This window comes from Streptomyces sp. AM6-12 (assembly GCF_044327085.1).
Lineage (GTDB): Bacteria > Actinomycetota > Actinomycetes > Streptomycetales > Streptomycetaceae > Streptomyces.
Window position 1 is genome coordinate 972,669 of sequence record NZ_JBIQWN010000002.1, and the last position, 17,760, is coordinate 990,428.

The following is a 17,760-nucleotide window of genomic DNA, read 5'->3' on the forward strand; positions in this document are numbered from 1 at the left end:
AAGTGGAGCATCTCGAGGAGGGCGGCGCGCCGGGAGGAGGGGAGGCCGTACAGCACGGTCTCGTCGACGCTTTCGACCAGGGGCATGAGCCGGCGGGTCTCGTCGTCTCCCGCGGGGGTCAGCCGGAGCCGGCGGCGCCGGCGGTTGTCCACGTCCCGTCCCACCGGTGGTGGTCGATCCGTCCACCGAACATCCTGCTGGACGAGGCCGCGACCCTCGACCACTTCCCCACACCGCTGCTGCACGACGGGGACGGCGGCCCCTACGTCAACACCTGGGGCACGATCATCGCCCGCACCCCCGACGGTTCCTTCACCAACTGGTCCATAGCCCGGTTCATGATGATCGACGGCAAGCACATGACCGGCATGGTGGCCGTCGGCCAGCACCTCGGGAATGTGTGGAAGCAGTGGGCCGACCGCGGTGAGCCCATGCCGTACGCGCTCGTGCAGGGCGCCGAGCCGGCCGTGCCGTTCATCTCCGGTATGCCGCTTCCCGACGGCGTCGAGGAGACCGGCTACCTCGGCGCGCTGCTGGGGGAGAGCCTTGAGCTCGTGCCCTGCGAGACCAGCGATCTGCTGGTGCCGGCCGGTGCGGAGATCGTGATCGAGGGCCACCTGTCGACGGACCGCAGCGCCATCGAAGGTCCGATGGGCGAATTCGCCGGGTTCCGGCCCAGCACGACGAGCCTTCAGCCCGTCTACACCATCGAGGCCATCACCCACCGTGACAACCCGATCTGGCCCGCGGTGGCCGAGGGCGAACCCGTCGACGAGTACCACACGGCGACCGGTCTGACCTTGGCGGCCGAGTCGCTTTCGGTGCTGCGGGCCGCCGGACTGCCGGTCGAGTCCGCCTGGCCGCCGTTCGAGATGGCCACGCACGTGCTGGTCGTCACCGTCCGCTCCGACTGGCGCGACCGGCTGCCCGGCGTGTCCACCCTGGAACTCGCCCAGCGCATCACCGACGTCATCGACGGGCAACGGCTACAGGTCATGCTCCCGCGGATCTTCGTCCTGGACGACGACGTCGACGCCTCGGACCCCCGCGAGCTGGCCTGGGCGCTGGCCACCCACGTCCACCCCACCGAGCGGCGGATCGTCAGGACCGGGGCCGTCCTGCCGCTGCTGACGGTCTACACACCGCAGGAGCGTCAGGCGGAAACAGGGCCGAAGGACACCTACGACGCCTTGCTGCCCGCCGTCGGTCACGGACGCGACACCCGCAGCTCCTTCGGGCACATCTACCCGCCGCACATCCGGCAGCGGGTCCTGGCGCACGAGGCGAACCGCACGCCGCCGACCCGGCCGGACCTGACGACCGCCTGACGACCGCCTGACGAACCGGCGGCCGGGTGAATGGCGGAGGTGTCCCGGTTCCACACGGCGGGGCGGCAGTGTGCCGCTCCACGGGGTCCGGACCGGCGGTGGCCGGTCCGGACCCCGTGGAGCGCTCCCGGCGGGCGCGGGTCCCGGTCGGTGGCGTGGCGCCCGCAGCCCCGGTCGGTGTGGAGCTTGCCGGGCTTGCGCGGCCGCAGTTGCCACCAGGGCGCCGTCAACGCCGGGCCAGCACCAGTTCCGTCATGCTGTACGGGGCGAGACGGACGGAGCGCGCCGAGCCGGGCGACCTGGTCGGTGTCGTGGCGCCGGCGCCGTAGGTGTAGGCCGTGCCGGTGCGGGCGGGGCGGTAGCCGGTGTAGTCGAGCCGGACCTCGTGGCTTGCCTGCGGGTCCTCGTTCTCGATGAGGACGACGAGTGTTCCGCTCCGCTGTACGGCGGCGTGCGTCACGATCATCGCGCCGGCGCCGGTGGTGCTGACCAGCCGTGCGCCCGGTGCGGCGAGCCGGGCGGCCATTCCGTAGCCGTAGTAGCTGGGGTAGGGGGTGTTGAGCGGGGGCTCGCAGACCTGCTGGCCCTGGGTGTTCGTCTGGCAGGACCGGGGGCCGTCCGAGAGCATGCCCCAGGTGCCGTAGCCCAGCCCGTCCGGGTCGTCGGGTGATCCCGCGTGGTCCTGTTGTGCTTTGTGGCGGGAGTCGAACCAGGAGACGTCGGCGGCTCCCTGTTCGAGCCAGGTGGTGACGTCGTCCGCGGCGTACAGCGCCGACGGGATGGTCGTGCTCTGTACGCCGGGGTCGGCCGAGGTGGTGTTGGTCTCGCCGATGACGGTCTGCACCTGGCGTGCGTGCGCCCCGAGGTTCGCGGTGATCTGCTGGTGGACGGCGGCCATGGTCGGGGCGATCCGGCCGGTGCTGGCGAACAGCGCGGCGTCGGTGTTCCCGGCGGCACCCTGGCCGTAGTTGTACCAGTGGACATCGGCGAAATCGACCGAGTCGCCGGCGGCGGCGAGCACCGGGTCGTTCCAGTCCTTGCCGCCGATGGAGGCGAACGGCGCCAGCTCGACGCCGATTTTGATCGACGGGTCGACCGCCTTCATGGCCTTGGCGAACCTCACCACGTTCCGGCCGTACTCGGCCGGTGTCTTCACCGCGTGGTGATCCGGCTCGGTCGCATGCGGGTACATGTAGCCGTTGCCCCACACCTCCTCGCCGATGGCCCAGTACTTGATGTGGTCGTGGTCGACGATGTTGGCCTGCCGCACCCACGCCGCGGCCTCCTGCGGACCGATGTCCGTGCCCGCGGGCCCGTCGTCGGCGGTGCTGCCGTAGTTGACGTGGACCATCATCTGCGCGCCGGTCTTCTGCACGTGCGCGGCCCAGGACTGCCAAGGCTCCGCCTTGGGCGAGGGATCGCCGGTGATGGGGTCGGGATCGAAGGAGTTGGTCCGCCACCGGTAGGTGTCGTCCCAAGGGCCGGTGCTCAGCTCCCGCAGCCGGACCCCGTCCGCGCGCAGCAGACGGCCGGCGGCGGACGCACCCGCCTCGGAGTCGGTCTGCCAGTCGTCGACACCCAGTGCATCCTCGCCGACGCTCGCCAGCGTCTGGTCGGCATGCACGGTGACCGAACCGGACGCCGCCGTACTGGTGGCGTCGGCCACCGGTGCCGTGCTCCATGCGGTGCCGACGGTGGCCATGGTCGCGGCGAGAAGCGCCGCAGCTCTCGTAAACCTGTTCACATAGGGAACCTAGGACCGCATCGCCGATCCCTGGGTCTTTTTACCTGATGATCAGCAGCCGTAGAGCGCCCCACAAGGCAGAGAACTGCTCGACCTCATCAAGGATCAGTCGGTGTCCGTGGCCGCCAGTACAGCGATGCGCCGAGCCCCTGGGCCGACGGACACCAGTCCTATGTCCCACGCCACGCGCTCGAACCACTTCGTGGCGGCTTCGAAGCCGTACCAGTCGCATTCCTGGATGTGCCGCTCCACTTCACCGACCGGCGCCGTCGTGGATGCCCCGGACAGAGCGGTGAGGGAACGCCAGGCCGCCAGTCGCCCGTAAGCGCCGTAGGCGCCGTTGTTGTACGCGCCACCGGTCGACGCCGCCGCGAACAGGATGCGCCAGGCGTGTTCCGGTCGACAGGCGGAGAGGGCGAAGGACTGACGCGGACCGACGCCGCTCAGGCACTCCAGCCCCAGTGCCGCCAACAGGCCGGGGAGGACCCCCGCCTCGACCGGCTCCGCCAGCTCGTACGTTCTGGCCTCGCTGCGGCCGTTGGACTCCTCCGCCCAGTTGGCCACCGCTGCGGTCGCGGCCTCGCCGAACTCCTCCGTCGTCGTCTCGACCGCTCGCGGCAGGCGGGGAACGCGGCCCAGTGCGACGCCGGGGCCGTCCTGTGGGCCGTACGGCATCGGGTAACTGGCCCCACCCACCGAGTAGGTGGGCAGAGGCGGCGCCGCCTCGATCACCGACAGCTCCAACGGCAGCCACGCGAGCGGATGGTGGTGCCAGTGCCGTGACGTCGCCCACGCCTGGATGGCCGGCGACTCCGTGATCGTGACGCCCCTGAGCACCAACTCGTGCACGAGACAGGCACGAAGCTCCTCCGAGGCCGTCGCGCGCGAGCTGCCGCCGGCGAAGGCGACGGCCAGGTCCTCCGGGGTCTGACCATGGGCCAGAAGGGAAGCCGCGTAACGGGCCAGCTTCCTCTTGCCGGGCGAGGCGGCCGACACGAGCCGCAGGGCCTGCTCGACACACTCCTGGCCCGCAGCCATGGTCAACAGCCGAAGGAGACGGTCGAAGACACTGCGGTACTGCCAGACCTGACCGGCAGACGAGCCGTACCGACCGGTGAGAGCGATGCCGAGATCGCCTACGAAGGCGATATCGCCCTGGTCGAGCCTGCGCTCGGCCATGTCCCACACCTCGGTCACGCTCTGCAGGCCGGGCAGTTCCGTCACGATCTTCTGTATCTCGTCGCTCACGACGTGAGCCTATGGGATGGCTGGTTCGAGGAGGCCGCTTCCGTCACCTCTCGGCTCAGCTCCCGGCCACGTTTACCAGGCGGGCTTCACTCATGCGGGCTAACCAGCGCCCCCATCTGCTCCTTGTCCGCATCCGATGCCTAACCTTGCCGTAACGGCGAGTGGTCAGCAGCGAGTGCGCGTGCGTGGCACGGTCTACGAGCCTGGGGGAAGCGGTGGAGGTCAGAGACGTACGTCATGCGTACGGTCGTCGCGAGGTTCTGCGGGGCTTGGACCTTGACCTGCGACCTGGTGCGCTGGCCGGGATCGTCGGGGAGAACGGCGCGGGCAAGTCGACACCCAGATCCGCGACGACCTGCTCCCGTACACCGCCGCGGACCAGGTCACCGGCAAGACAGCCATCAGCGACGTGGCCAACCTCCAGCCCACCCTTTCCGTCCTGCTCGCCTACGAAGCCGCCGGCGGAGCCGACCGCGACCGCCTGACCGCCGTCTTCCGCGGCGGCACCGACCCCGTCACCGCACACCGGGACATCCTCGCCGTACTGACCCGCACGGGCGCTCTCACCGAGGCGGCCCGGATGGCATCCTCCCGCGCCGAACAAGCGCGCGCCGAACTCACCGGCCTGCCGGACTCCACCAAGCTCGCCGAACTGGCCACCTCGGCAGCCGACCGCCGGCACTGACAGAGCCCCACCCGGTCGCAGGCTGGCGGACTCGCCGCGAGTAGCTTTCAGACAAGTTGGCGCGAAATAATCCCTTGCATAATGGTCAAGAACTGTTGACCATTGCTCGCATGCCTACCGACGACCTTCCCGAGACGTTCCACGTCACCACCGACGAACAGCTGCGCGCCGTCTCCAACCTCACGCGTCACCGCATCATGGCCGTGCTCCGCTTCGAGCCGGCCACGATCACGCAGATCGCCGAGCGGGTGGGCCTCGCGAAGGGGAGTTCCAGCTACCACGTACGGCTGCTGGAGCGAGCCGGGCTGGTGAAGGTGGTGCGGACGCGGAAGGTCCGGGGCGTCACCGAGCGGTACTACGCGATGGCCGCGCGGGCGATCGTGCTGCCGGATCCGGGCGAGGGAGGCCCGGACGTGCTGATGCGGCACGCGGTGGCGGACCTGGAGGCGTCGCCGGTGGATGCCGAGCGGCACGTGCGGATGGCGCATCTGCGGCTCACCGACGAGCAGTTCGCGGAGCTGGGCGCGCGTCTCCAGGCACTGGCGGACGAGTACCGGGAGCTGTCCGATCCAGCGCTGCCGGACGCCTCACTCGTCTTCGCGCTGTTCCACCCGGCAACCCGCGAGCAGGCCGAGGGAGACGCCAAGTGACCTCGGAGATACGGAAGTTGCCGTCCGGGTTCGGGCGGCTGTGGACCGCGCAGACGATCTCCTCGCTCGGTGACGGGGTGACACAGGCCGCACTGCCACTGCTCGCGCTGGCGTTGACGCGGGATCCGATGGCGCTCGCCGCCGTCACGGCCACCGGAACGCTGCCGTGGCTGATCTTCGGGGTGCTCGGCGGCGCACTGGTGGACCGCTGGGACCGCCGGCGCACGATGTGGGTCGCGGACACGGCCCGTGCGGCGCTGCTCGCGACAGCCGCGGCGGCGGCCGTGCTCGGCGTCCTGAGCATTCCGCTGCTCGCGGCCCTCGCCTTCCTGCTCGGCCTCGGCGGACTCTTCTTCGATACGGCCGCCACGGCCTATCTGCCGGATCTGCTCCGCCGCGACCCCGTACTCCTGGAGCGCGCCAACTCCCGTCTGCGCGGGGCCCAGACCGCCATGTCCGGCTTCGCGGGGCCGCCTGCGGGCAGCGCCCTGCTCGCGCTCGGGCGGGCGGTTCCGCTGCTCACCGACGCGGTGTCGTTCCTGCTGTCCGCACTCCTCGTACGCACGCTGCCCGCCATGCCCCGGCCCGAGCCGGAGATCCGCGAGTCGCTGCTTCGGCAGGCGCGGGCCGGGGCCACGTACGTCTTCCGGGACCGGGTGCTGCTCGGTCTCGCGCTCCGTCCGGCGGTCGGGAACGTCGCCTTCCTCGCGGTGGAGACCGTCCTCGCCCTCTTCGCGCACGACCGCCTCGGCATCGACGGCTACGGCTTCGGTCTGCTCCTCACGGCGGAGGCCACCGGCGGCCTGCTCGGCGCGGCCATCGCCTCCCACCTCGGCCGACGACTGGGCACCGGCACCGCACTGACCTGCACGGCCGCGGTCGAGGGGCTCGCCATCCTGGGCCTTGCCGCCGCCCCGAACCCGTACGCGGCCGGGCTGGCGCTCGCCGTCTGCGGGGCCGGCATGGGGGCCACGATGGTGCTCGGGCCCTCCCTCCGGCAGGCGATCGTACCGGCGCACCTCATGGGCCGGGTCGCCTCCACCTCCCGCATGCTGGCCATGTGCGCCGCCCCCGCCGGAGCCTTCCTCGGCGGCTGGCTGGCCACCGCCTACGACATCCGCACCCCGCTCTACGCCGCCGCGGTACTCCTCCTGACGATGACGGCCGTCACGGCATCCATGACCAGCAACCGCCGGGTCGAAGCGGCGCTGCGTGCCGCCGCCCCGGACCACCCGGCAGCCACGAGCCCCACGCGGGAAAGCGCACCCGACCCGGTGTGACGCCTGCCGCTAAGGCGTCACACCAAGCCGCCGGCGGTACGCGCAGTGACTACCCGTCAGCCTCTTGGACCGTGCGGTGGACCGCGACTTGCGGGTTCCCGCGTCGACCGCCGGCGGCGAAGCCTGGCCACCGCAGACGCCAGGGCAGCCGGACCAGGAACGGAGGCCCAGACCGACTGCGCGCGTGCGGCGAGCCATCAACGCAGGCCGCGTCGACTGAAGGAGGGTCCCATGCCGATCCGCGAAGCGACGTTCACCGTCGACCTCGTCGACCTCGGCGAACACGGCTACTTCACCGGCTTCGACGACGACTACGACTTCCCGACCGAGATGCCGTACGGGTGGCGCTGCGGCCCGGCCACGCAGACCAGCGCCGTCGTCGCGCCCACCACCGACACCGGCCCCGAGCCGGGCATCGGCGACCATGGGGAGAGACTCCTGGTCCAGCGCTGGCTGGCTCCCCAGACGCCTCCCGTGCACCCTCACATCAGTGAAACGTAGGCATGAGCCGACCCCGCTGTACACGGGGCTTCCAGGACGGCGGCCGCCGCGCCGGCAGCCTGGAAGAGGCCGGGTTCACGGACATCGCGCACCTGCGGTCGAAGCTCTGACGGCCGCTGCGATCTGCTGGGCGGTCTGGGCGGGGGTGAGGTGCGTGGTGTCCACGACCTGGGCCTCGGCGTGCAGCCATGTGCGGGCCGCCTCGGCATAGGGCTCAAGGTAGCGGAGTCGGAACGGGGAGTCGGGGCCGAGAACCGTGTCGCCTGCGATGCGTCCGCGAAGGGTGTCCTGGTCGGCATGGAGGACGAAGTGCCGGACCGGAACGGCGTGTTCGGCAAGGCCCGAGCTGATCTCGCGCCAGTACTCCTCGACCAGGACCGTCATGGGCATAACCAGGGTCCCGCCGGTGTAGTCAAGGACGCGTCGGGCAGTGTCCACCACGAGCGTCCGCCACGGCGGCCAGTGCTGGAAGTTGTCCGCCGGGGGCAGCCCCGGCTTGATGTCCATGAGCGTTTCGCCGACTTTCTCGGCGTCGAACACCCGTGACTTTGGAATCAGTTGCTGCACGAGCGCACTGGTCGTCGTCTTGCCCGCGCCATGGGTGCCGTTGAGCCATACGATCATGCACCTGAAGCTAGCGTCGCCCGCGCTCAGCGGGAGGCAGACCAGAAAATCCAGCTTCAGGGTGCGGGCCAGGCGCCGACGCCGTCCAGTGCGAGGAGCCAGGAGCGGGCGTCCGTGTTCCTGGAAAGGTCAAGCCGCTCGCGGTGAAGAAGCCGGCTCGCCCCATGGTCGCCGAGGGGGGAAGGGCAAGGGTTCGTTCAGGCTGTCGGATTCGCGGGGAGCCGCCGCATGCGTCGAGTCCTCCAGCCGCCTTCGCTGTCGGCAGGCTTGGTCTGACGGCCGGCCTGCGAAGCAGCCCAGGAGAAACGTCGCCGACTTCGCAGATGACGCACGGGGTTGGGTTCTACGCGGGGGAAGGGAAGTGGGCGCGCAGGCGGTCCACCGCGTCCAAGTGCGGCTCGCGGATGACGTAGCGGGTGATCCCCCAACGGCTTCGGTGCTCGTCCAGCGCGGCCGTGATCTCCCGCGCCGTGCCGATCCACGCGTAGGGCGAGGTGAGCACGTCGGCCGGGGAGCAGTTCAGCTGCCCGGCTATGCGGTGGGCCGCGGCCTCGGCGTCGTCGGTGACCTCCACCATCTGTACCAGTGCTTCGCGCGCCGGGGCGGTGGACCGGCCGGCGGCGCCCTGCTCGATCAGGTCGATCTGGCGGTCGATGTCCTCGGCGTTCCAGCGCGCCTCGTGCATGTGGCCGTCGGGGAGGGTGCGGCCCAGCCCGCTCAGGGCCACGATGTCCGCGTGTGCCCCCGCCCAGCGCAGCAGCGTGGTGTTACCGCCCCCGAAAGTGAATGGCACATCGCCCCGGACCGGGCGCGGACTGGTGAGCCGGGCCTGGCGGGCGCGTACCTCGGGGCCGTCGAGAGTGACGGTCTCGCCCGCGAGGAGTGCGCGGCAGGCTTCAGCCACGGCCTGGAAGCGCCGGACGCGCCCCGCCACGTCCGGCCGCTGCCCGCCCAGCATCTCCCACTCGACCGGGGTGTGGCCCGCGCCCAGGGCCAGGCGCGCGCGTCCACCGGAGACGAGGTCCAGGGTCGCGACGTCCGATGCCAGCAGCAGCGGCTCGCGCACCCCCGCGTGGGAGACGTAGGAGCCCAGGCCGAGGCGTTCGGTGACCGCCGCGGCGGCGGCCAGCGCGACGAAGGGGGAGGCGGCGGTGCCCGGGTGGTCGGCCGCGAGCAGCGCGTCGTACCCCCCTGCCTCCACGCGCCGGGCCAACGCGGTCCAAGAGGCGGCGTCTTGCGGTTGGGCCTGCACGGAAATGATCGGTGGCTGCATGCCAGGAGGCTAGGGCGACGCCCCGCCGAGCGGTGGTCTTTGCGCGTGTGGCGAAACCGTCCAACCCGGCTCGGGCTCGGCGTCAGCCCGCCGTCCCCGCCCGCCGGGCCCGGAGCCGCCTCTCCGGGCCCGGCGAGGCCCGCAGAGGCGGCTCCGGGCCATGCAGCAGTGGCCTCTTCCTCCCTGGAGGCATGCGGCCGTTGCCCCTCCGTAGGGCGGCGGAGCGGTACATGACACTTCCTCCCTCCTGCCAGGCTGTTCGCCGCCGTGCGGCCAGGCAGCAGGAACGGGTGGTCACCCAGCCAGCTCCGGTCTGCCCCGGACCGTCGGACCCGGGCTCGGTGATCAGGCGTCATACGTCGCACACGTCGTCGATCCGGCCCCGGTCGTCCGGCTCCTGGTAACGCCGCCACAACGGCTGCTGTTGCGGTGCCGGCCGTGTCACGTCGCTACACCACGGCAGTCCAGGCCACGGACGACCTGTCCTCGGCCGTGTGCAGGTGGCGCACGGCGGGCCACCGGTCGACACCCGCCTCATCGCCGGCGCCCGCCACCCCGGGCACCTCGCCCGGACGCTTCGACCGCCCTGCTCGCTTTCGCCACCGCGGTGGCACAACTCCGCCGCGGCCTCGGCACGACCGGCCGTTCTTGACCCCCCGCCGAAGAGGGTCACGATGTCGTCGCGCTCTGCTTGCAGTGGGCAGGGAACTGGGCGACGGCCCTCGGCGATCAGCGACCATATTTCGGGCGCCCTACGCGAACCTCGTCTCCTACGATCATCTGGCCACACGGCTGGAGGGGGCGGGAATGCTCGAGGACATTGAGGACGGGACGGCGGCAGCGACGCGGCTCGCGGAAGGTGCGCCGCTGCACAGCACGATCGACGCCGCCGACCCCGCTGACTGGCTCGCGCTGGACGCAGGAGTGCGCGAGGTGGCCTGGTACCGCTCCCAGTTCCTGCCGGAGTGGGAGCACTCCGCCCCGCTGCCCGCCGACCTGTGTCAGCTCGGCGAGTCTCGGCTCGCACTCGCCCTCTGCCACCGCGACGGACGGATCCGTCAGGAAGCGCTGCGCCAGTCGGTCCGATACCCCCGCCTGCTGCCGTTGGTCGTGATCCGCTGCACCGATTGGGCCGGCCCCGTGCGCGAGCACGCCCGGCAACTGCTGCCCGACGCCCTGACCGTGGACTCCGCCCTCGATCTTGCACCACTCATCCTGCGCGTCGGCCGCCGCGACAGAGGTGCCTTCGGTATCGACGTACTCCGCCAGATCCTGCGCCAGGCATCCCGCGGAGAGCTCGCTGTGCTCTTCGCCCACCCCGACCGCACCGTCCGGCGATTCGCGTACCGGCTGGCCGTCGAGGGCCGTCTGCTGCGTCCGGCCGAGCTGGCACGCGCGGCCGCCCACGACCAGGACACCGTGGTCCAGGACCTGTGTGCCACAGCGGCGCTCGCGGCTCTGGGTGATGAGGATGCCTATGAGGATGTGCTGTCTCCGCTCCTGTCCGCACGCAACCCGCGTACCCGCTCGGCCGGCGTCACCGCGCTGAGACGGGCGGGACGGTCAGAGCAGGCGGAGCCGTTCCTCAGCGACCGCTCCGCGCTCGTGCGCGCTTGTGCCCGGTATGTCGTGCGACAGCGGGGAGGCGACCCTGCGGCCTGGTACCGACAGCGCTGCACGGCGCCCGACGACCCCGAGTTGCCGCCCGGCGCGGTCATCGGGCTGGCCGAGTGCGGGGACCGCGCGGACGCCGGGCTGCTGCGGCCGCTGCTCGTGCACCCGGCGGCCAGGGTGCGGGCGCGAGCGGTGGCAGGGCTGCGGGTGCTCGACTGCGTGGATGCGGAGCAGTTGCGGCCGCTCCTCGACGACCCTGCCGCCGGGGTCGTCCGCGAGACCGCCACAGCCCTGCTGCCCTCCGCCGAGGAACTGCCCGCCGACTGGCTGTTGGAGCACACCAGCTCCGAGCGGCCGCGGCACGTCCGCGTCGGTGCGTTCCGGCTGCTCGACGCGTGTGGCGGCATCGTGGCGCTACGGGCGGCGGCCGGTCTGCTCGAGGACCCGGACATCAAGCTGCGCACCTGGGCCGCGCAATCAGTGCAGCGCTGGCATCCGTCGCCGGACGGGCGGCGCGGCGATGCGGAGGTGGGTGAACTGCTCGACCGGAGCAGACACCTCTTCAGCGACCACGTGTTGCGCCGGCGCACGTGGGAAGCCGGGGTGGACAGCTGAGACTGCACCGCGTCCAGAACTCTGCTCAGCACTCGCCGCCCGGCGGCCCTGGTTCCAGCACACCTGCCTTGGTGACAACCATCTTGCCCAGGCTCACGCGGCCGGGGACGAGGCGCTTGTGCGGGAGCTGGCCTCCAGCTCGGTCAGGCCGTGCGTCCTGCTGTTGTTGGCGCGGAAACGCATCCGGGCGAGGCCCTCGGCGGTGATCTACCGCGGCTGCTCGGTGGCTCCCGGTCGCGGATGCGGGCGTCATCGGTGATGTCGGGCACCGCAGTGAACCCGAACCGGGCGCGGGTGGAGCCGACCAGGCCGTCGATGGAGACGGCCTTCTCCTTTGCCCTGGCCCGCATGTGCGGTTGCCAGCGTTTTCGCGGCGTGTAGGGGAGGCGCGGCAAACAGCAGGACGCCAAGGGCGAGGACAGAGGCGAGACGTCTCATGACCCCGGATTCCCGGTGGCTCGGCTGAACCGAGGGCGGGAACCCGGCGCACTCGGTCATCGTCACAGCATGTACAGATCACCTGATGGGAAGTCAGACGATTCCAGGCCGCGCAACGGCCCTGGAACGTCGTCATGGTGGCCTTCAGGGTCCGGATTCGATGCAGGAAAGACAGGTAGCTCACCCGTGCATGAACGCAAGCCGCGTCGGCGGCCCTCACTGATCCTCGCGGCAGGTGTGCTGGCGGTCGCGGGAGTCGCGACCGCCTCTCCGGCCGCCCAGGCGGCGGAACATCGGGCGGCGGCCGACAGTCGTCAGCACGCCTTCGAGCGGGCCGCGGCGGAGTACGATGTTCCGCTTCCCGTCCTGCTCGCCGTGGCGTATCACGAGTCCGCCTGGGATGCCCACGCGGGGGAACGCAGCACCGGCGGGGGCTACGGGCCCATGCACCTGACCGAGGTGACGACCGGGATGCTGGCCGCGGGCGACGCGGGTGCGGTCGGCCGTGCCGACCTCGGCGAACTGGCCTCCGCTCCGTCCCTGCACACCCTCCAGACCGCCGCCAGGCTGACGGGGCTGCCCGAGAGGCGACTGCGCGGGGACGACGCCGCCAACATCCGTGGGGGCGCCGCCCTCCTCGCCTCCTACGCGAGAAGCACGGTCGGTGGTACGCCGAAGGACCCGACCAAGTGGTACGCCGCCGTGGCCCGTTACAGCGGTTCCTCCGGGCAGCGGGCGGCAGGAGCCTTCGCCGACCGGGTGTTCGCCACCATCGAGAGCGGCGCGGAGGAAACCACGCGGGACGGGCAGCACATCGAACTGCCCGCCTCCCCGAGCGTGCGGCCGAGCACCGGGCAACTGTCCGCGCTGCACCTGAAGGCGACGGCCGCGACGGGCGACACCGAGTGCCCCGCCACCGTCGATTGCGCCTTCCTGCCCGCCGCGACGGCCAATGGCCAGGTGTCCGACCGGCCCGCCAACGGGATCAGGATCGACACGATCGTCCTGCATGACACCGAGTCGTCCTACGACGCCGCTCTGAACACCTTCCAGAAACCGGGCGGCGGGTCGGCGCACTACGTCATACGCTCCTCCGACGGCGCCGTGACCCAGATGGTGCCCACCAAGGACATCTCCTTCCAGGCGGGCAACTACTCGACCAACCTGCACTCCATAGGCATCGAGCACGAGGGATACGCCGCCGCGGGCGGCACCTGGTACACACAGACCGAGTACGAGACCAGCGCGGAACTCGTCCGGTACCTGGCCGGGCGCTTCGGCATACCGCTCGACCGGCAGCACATCATCGGACATGACAACGTGCCCGGACCCAGCTCGGCCCTCGTCTCCGGCATGCACTGGGACCCGGGCCCGGCCTGGGACTGGGAGCGCTTCATGCGGCTGCTGCACGCCCCGGTGGGCGGCCGGCACGGTGTGGGCCCCGTAGGCTCCGCGGTCACCATCACCCCCGGATACGCCCGCAACCAGCAGACCGTGCAGGTCTGCCCGTCCGACGACCCCACCGGCGCCACACCCGAGTGCACCGAGCGGACCGGACCCTCCGATTTCGTCTACCTGCGCACCGCGCCCAGCGCCACCGCGCCGATCTTCGGCGACCAGGCCGTCCATCCGGACGGCGTCGGCACCGACCGCGTCAGCGACTGGGGCGGCACCGCGGCGGCCGGGCAGCAGTTCGTCGTCGCCGACCGACAGGGTGACTGGACGGCCATCTGGTACAGCGGCACGAAGGTCTGGTTCCTCAACCCGCACGGGTGCAATACCACCCCCGCCCATGACGTGACGGTGGTCGGCGCCGACGGCGCCTCACCGGTGGCGGTGTACGGATCGAGCTACCCGGACGCGAACGAATACCCCGCGGGGCTTTCCCCCTCCACGCAGGCCCCGCTGAGCTTCTACAGCATCCCGGCCGGCCAGGCCTACGTCACCACCGCCGCACCCGCTCCCACCGACGACTACTTCCCCTCCACCGGCCGGGTCGTCACCGGAGGGAAGAGCATGTACACCATCCAGTACAACCACCGCACCGCTCTGGTCTACGCTTCCGACGTCACCGCACGGTAGGCACCGGTAGCTCCACGCGAGGGCTACTCGGGGGCCGACGACAACGGAAACGCCGGCCGGCCGGCATCGCAGCTGCCGGGGTCAGGTTTCGCTACGCAGGGAAGGCCGTCGCTGATGCCTCGGTCGTGCCCGGTTCGCGTTCGCCGGGCACGACGACCGAGCGGCCGGGACACAGATCCGCGCCCTCCGGCCAGCCGTACACCGGCATGGTCGTCGTGCGGCGCATCCGCGGATCAGGCCCCTGCCAGTGCTTGCCGTACCGGGTCTGCGAGCTGGCATCGACCGCATCCGCCAGGTGCTCGAAGGACAGGTCGTGCTCCCGCATGTGCTCCGACGAGCCGGGCTTCTGTTCGGGCATCGGCGAGCGGAAGGTCGACAGCGGCCGCGTCAGGTCGTGCTGCTCGACGCGGACCGTGTGCGCCTGCGGGGCGTAGCCCGTACGTCGGTCCGTGCGCGGGCTTCTTCGGCGTCCGTCCTCGTGCGCGTTGCTGCTGCGGCCAGGCCACCGCAGGGCCTGCGGCGCGGCCGGATGCCAACGACACGGGCCCGCTGGAGCCACGCCGACCTCCGCCGTCCCTGCGCCGGCCGGACCTCTGTGGGCACCCCGAGGTGCGCCTCATCCCGCGTGGCCACCGGTTACATCCTCTCGATGCCCTCGGGCCACGTGCCTGGACGGGGCTGTGCCGCCGGGCTCACGCTCGGGGGTGCGCAGGGCGAGCAGGGCGACGTCGTCGAGGCCCGGCGGCTGGACCCGGCGCAGAAGCTGGTCGGTGAAGGACGGCAGCGGGCGATGGGCGAGGGCGGCAGCGTGTCGGCGCAGCTGGTTCAGTCCCTCGTCGAGGGTCTGGCCCGGCTTCTCGACGAGCCCGTCGGTGTACAGCACGAGGGTGGCGCCCGGCGGCAGGAGGACGGTGGCGTCGGGCCGCGAGGTGCGCACTCCGGTTCCCAGCAGGAGCCCATGGCCGTCGGTGAGGTACTCGGCCAGGCCTTCTCGCGTGATGAGCAGGGGAGGGGGGTGACCGGCGTTGGTCCAGGACAGATGCCAGTGGCCGTCGTCGGTCCGGGTCACCCGGGCGAGGACGAGGGTGGCCATGGTGACGTCGGTGATCGGCATGATCGCCTCGTCCAGACGGTCGACGATCCGGCTCGGCGGTCCCTGCTGGGCCCAGGCGTAGGCGCGCAGCATGTTGCGCAGCTGGGCCATGCCCGCTGCGGCCTCCAGGTCGTGGCCGACGACGTCGCCGACGGCGAGCGCGGTGGCGCCGTCGGGCAAAGTGAAGGCGTCGTACCAGTCGCCGCCGACCTGCGAGGCGTCGGGGGCGGGCAGGTAGCGCACGGCCATCTGGAGCCCGGGTACGTGCGGCATCTGGGGCAGCAGATGGTTCTGCATGGTCTCGGCGACCTTGCGCTGGCGCTGGTAGAGGCGGGCGTTGTCCAGGGCCAGCCCGGCCCGGCGCGCGATGTCCTCCAGCAGGGGCAGGTCGGAGACGGTGAAGCTGTCCGGCTGGCTGGCACGGCCGAGGGTGAGGGCTCCCAGCACGTCCCGGGTGCTGCGCAGGGGCACCATGGCGGCGGAGTGCATGCCGGCGCTGTCGAAGAGACGACGCTGCTCGGCCGTGATGCCCGAGTCCGGGGTGCCCTGGTAGGTGTCGGGGTCGGCGAGGGCGGAGGAGACGCCCCGCAGCGCCTTCGACAGGGGCATCAGCGACTCCTCCGGGACCGGCGGCATCGGCCCTTCGAAATCCTCGTGACGGATCACGGCGTCGCCGTCGGCCTGGGCCACGACGGTGCGCCACACCTCGTCGCGTTCGGTGATCAAGTCGATGACGGCCCAGTCCGCGAGGCGCGGCAGGACCAGTCCCACCAGGCGGCGCAGTGCCTCTTCGACGTCGAACGTGGACGTCAGCTGTGTCGTGGTCTCGGCCAGCAGGGCCAGCCGCTCGAAGTCGGTCAGCGTTCCGGCGGACTGCTCCCGGGGCGGTTCGGTGTCGGCGGCCGGCCGGCGGGGGTAGAAGACGACCAGTGTGCCGGAGCCCCCGTCGCCGACGTCGTACGGCATGATCGTCCAGGAGACCGGGAGCAGGGAGCCGTCGGCGTGCTCGAAGTATTCGTCGCCGCCCTGGGCCGGGCAACCGGCCAGGAACGCCTGCCGCATGCCGCACTGCGTCGCGGGCAGCTGCTGGCCCTGCGGCCCGCGGTGCAGCAGGTCGTGCGCGTCCCGCCCCACCAGTTCGTCGGCGGTACGGCCCAGCGACTCCGCGGCGCGGCTGTTGGCGGCGAGAATGCAGCCCTGCTCGTCCACGACGTAGCCTCCCGCCCGGATGGCGTCCAGCGCCGGGGCGAGGTGAGCAGAGGGCACCACCGCGGACTGCTTCCGCCCGGCCTGCGCGCTCTCCGGTCCCATCATGGTCCTGGTCTCCCTCTCCGATCCCCTTTGCCTGGCCGGGCCGCCGCCCGCCCGAGGGCCTTTTACGGACTGTTCCCGCACCCGCGGCCCGCCCTACCCCGCCGGGCGATAAGTCCGCGGAGAGATCCACTCCAAGGGCTGCGGCGCACCCACGTTGCATGCTGGCGCACTCACGTTGGATGCTGACGACGATGGCCATGGCCTGCCGGTCAGTTGCCACAGACGACCTCAGGCAGGCCACTGTGGCACTGCGCCACTGCGAGACGATCGCGCTCAGCGTGTAGCTGCGGGTCGGTGCGCAGTAGGCGGGTCGCGATGCCTCGCCACTGCTCCAGGCGGTTGAAGCACCGTTCCACGACGTCTCGGTGTTTGTACGCCTCGCGGTCGAAGCCCGGCGGGCGGCCTTCCTGGCTGCCGCGCCGGGCCCGGTCGCGGACTTGGTCGGCCCGCCCGGGGACCAGGACATGATGGGGCCGTATACGGGACCGCCCCGGTCCGACGCGGGGCACCCGGATCGCTTCCATCGCGGTGATGGACCGGGCGCAGTCGTTGGTGTTGCCGCCCGTGACCACGAACGCGATGTCCCCCGCGCCAGTGGCTTTGGTGCTCTCTCAGTGCTGGGACCTCAATGCAGGACACGGCAGTGAGCTCTGCAACCACAGCCGCTCGGTCCGGGCGAGAGTGTGGGCGGTGAGGGCAGCTCTTGTGATGGACGGGCCGCGCCCCGTACGACCCCGAGCCGGCGCACCGCGCACACCGGGCACGGGGCAACGCCTGCCGCTTCGACCATCGAGGCGGCACGCCCTGGCCACTGGCCCACCACCGCGGTTGACCGGGTTGGTGCCACGGTGCGTGAGGGGCGGGGCCGGGGGAAGGAGGCCTGGCGCGCAGGCCTGCGCATATGCCCCGGACCGCGGGGAAGTAACTCCCGTTTTGCAGGCTTGTCGGCCTCAGGTAAGGGCATTCGGTGGCCAGGAGGTTGATAACGATGGTTCCCCTGCTTCTGGTTCTTCTTCTGGCCCTGATTCTCTTCGGTGCGGGTTTCGCTCTGAAGGCGTTGTGGTGGATCGCGGTGATCGTGCTTGTCGTGTGGCTGCTGGGCTTTGTCGTCCGCACTGCGGACAGCGGCGGCCGCAAGGGCCGCTGGTACCGCTGGTAGCCGATGCACGCCAGGCGCGTTGAGCGCGCCACGCGAGGGTGAGTGGGGCCCGGCCGGATACGGCCGGGCCCCGCTCGCGTAAGAAGCGTCACGGTACGAGAGGTTGGGAGGG

14 protein-coding genes and 3 pseudogenes are annotated in these 17,760 nt (G+C 71.4%); 10 read left to right on the forward strand and 7 right to left on the reverse strand.

Features of this window, described 5'->3' with window-relative positions:
* Positions 1–2 precede the first annotated feature (2 nt).
* On the forward strand, positions 3–1,328 hold the full coding sequence (locus tag ACE4Q9_RS32775) for a UbiD family decarboxylase domain-containing protein (RefSeq protein ID WP_397988132.1): 1,326 nt from the start codon (positions 3–5) through the stop codon (positions 1,326–1,328).
* A gap of 226 nt (positions 1,329–1,554) precedes the next feature.
* Here the strand turns inward: ACE4Q9_RS32775 and ACE4Q9_RS32780 are convergent, their stop codons facing one another.
* Positions 1,555–3,072: a hypothetical protein gene (locus ACE4Q9_RS32780; protein WP_397988133.1), complete on the reverse strand. Its 1,518-nt coding sequence runs from the start codon at positions 3,070–3,072 to the stop codon at positions 1,555–1,557.
* A 105-nt stretch (positions 3,073–3,177) separates the two neighbouring features.
* On the reverse strand, positions 3,178–4,320 hold the full coding sequence (locus tag ACE4Q9_RS32785) for a DUF6183 family protein (protein WP_397988134.1): 1,143 nt from the start codon (positions 4,318–4,320) through the stop codon (positions 3,178–3,180).
* Positions 4,321–4,535: 215 nt separating this feature from the next.
* On the opposite strand from ACE4Q9_RS32785, the pseudogene ACE4Q9_RS32790 reads away from it, so the two are divergent.
* The 6 genes and pseudogenes from ACE4Q9_RS32790 to ACE4Q9_RS32815 form a co-directional block, all read left to right on the forward strand.
* Positions 4,536–4,658: pseudogene (locus tag ACE4Q9_RS32790) on the forward strand (ATP-binding cassette domain-containing protein); the annotation flags it as partial.
* Positions 4,659–4,729: 71 nt separating this feature from the next.
* The gene (locus ACE4Q9_RS32795; RefSeq protein WP_397988135.1) at positions 4,730–5,005 is read left to right on the forward strand and encodes a hypothetical protein; all 276 of its coding nucleotides are present in this window, start codon (positions 4,730–4,732) and stop codon (positions 5,003–5,005) included.
* A gap of 110 nt (positions 5,006–5,115) precedes the next feature.
* A complete protein-coding gene (locus ACE4Q9_RS32800; protein ID WP_397988136.1) occupies positions 5,116–5,655 on the forward strand; it encodes an ArsR/SmtB family transcription factor in 540 nt (179 codons plus the stop codon).
* Complete coding sequence (locus tag ACE4Q9_RS32805; RefSeq protein WP_397988137.1) at positions 5,652–6,935, forward strand: MFS transporter; 1,284 nt, start codon at positions 5,652–5,654, stop codon at positions 6,933–6,935. The genes ACE4Q9_RS32800 and ACE4Q9_RS32805 overlap by 4 nt, the downstream gene beginning before the upstream one ends.
* A 231-nt stretch (positions 6,936–7,166) precedes the next feature.
* Positions 7,167–7,436 (forward strand): hypothetical protein, encoded by a 270-nt coding sequence (locus ACE4Q9_RS32810; RefSeq protein WP_397988138.1) that lies wholly within the window; start codon positions 7,167–7,169, stop codon positions 7,434–7,436.
* Between the two features lie 29 nt (positions 7,437–7,465).
* A pseudogene (locus tag ACE4Q9_RS32815) lies at positions 7,466–7,546 on the forward strand (XRE family transcriptional regulator); the annotation flags it as partial.
* Here the strand turns inward: ACE4Q9_RS32815 and ACE4Q9_RS32820 are convergent.
* Positions 7,512–8,060: an AAA family ATPase gene (locus tag ACE4Q9_RS32820; RefSeq protein ID WP_397988139.1), complete on the reverse strand. Its 549-nt coding sequence runs from the start codon at positions 8,058–8,060 to the stop codon at positions 7,512–7,514. The pseudogene ACE4Q9_RS32815 and the gene ACE4Q9_RS32820 overlap by 35 nt on opposite strands.
* A gap of 343 nt (positions 8,061–8,403) precedes the next feature.
* A complete protein-coding gene (locus ACE4Q9_RS32825; protein WP_397988140.1) occupies positions 8,404–9,333 on the reverse strand; it encodes an LLM class flavin-dependent oxidoreductase in 930 nt (309 codons plus the stop codon).
* An 807-nt stretch (positions 9,334–10,140) separates the two neighbouring features.
* Between ACE4Q9_RS32825 and ACE4Q9_RS32830 the strand changes: the two genes are divergently transcribed.
* Together ACE4Q9_RS32830 and ACE4Q9_RS32835 are read left to right on the forward strand one after the other, a co-directional pair.
* Positions 10,141–11,562, forward strand: a complete 1,422-nt coding sequence (locus ACE4Q9_RS32830; RefSeq protein WP_397988141.1) for a hypothetical protein — start codon at positions 10,141–10,143, stop codon at positions 11,560–11,562.
* A 624-nt stretch (positions 11,563–12,186) separates the two neighbouring features.
* Positions 12,187–14,082 carry an N-acetylmuramoyl-L-alanine amidase gene (locus tag ACE4Q9_RS32835; protein WP_397988142.1) on the forward strand — a complete coding sequence of 632 codons (1,896 nt, stop codon included), beginning with the start codon at positions 12,187–12,189 and terminating at the stop codon, positions 14,080–14,082.
* Positions 14,083–14,173: 91 nt separating this feature from the next.
* On the opposite strand, the gene ACE4Q9_RS32840 is transcribed toward ACE4Q9_RS32835, so the two are convergent.
* The 3 genes and pseudogenes from ACE4Q9_RS32840 to ACE4Q9_RS32850 form a co-directional block, all read right to left on the reverse strand.
* Positions 14,174–14,440 carry a hypothetical protein gene (locus tag ACE4Q9_RS32840; protein WP_397988143.1) on the reverse strand — a complete coding sequence of 89 codons (267 nt, stop codon included), beginning with the start codon at positions 14,438–14,440 and terminating at the stop codon, positions 14,174–14,176.
* A gap of 258 nt (positions 14,441–14,698) precedes the next feature.
* Positions 14,699–16,489: a SpoIIE family protein phosphatase gene (locus ACE4Q9_RS32845; protein ID WP_397988144.1), complete on the reverse strand. Its 1,791-nt coding sequence runs from the start codon at positions 16,487–16,489 to the stop codon at positions 14,699–14,701.
* Between the two features lie 305 nt (positions 16,490–16,794).
* Positions 16,795–17,070: pseudogene (locus ACE4Q9_RS32850) on the reverse strand (IS5/IS1182 family transposase); the annotation flags it as partial.
* Between the two features lie 407 nt (positions 17,071–17,477).
* Here ACE4Q9_RS32850 and ACE4Q9_RS32855 point away from each other — a divergent pair.
* Positions 17,478–17,648: a DUF5670 family protein gene (locus tag ACE4Q9_RS32855; RefSeq protein WP_011113206.1), complete on the forward strand. Its 171-nt coding sequence runs from the start codon at positions 17,478–17,480 to the stop codon at positions 17,646–17,648.
* The last annotated feature ends 112 nt before the right edge of the window (positions 17,649–17,760 follow it).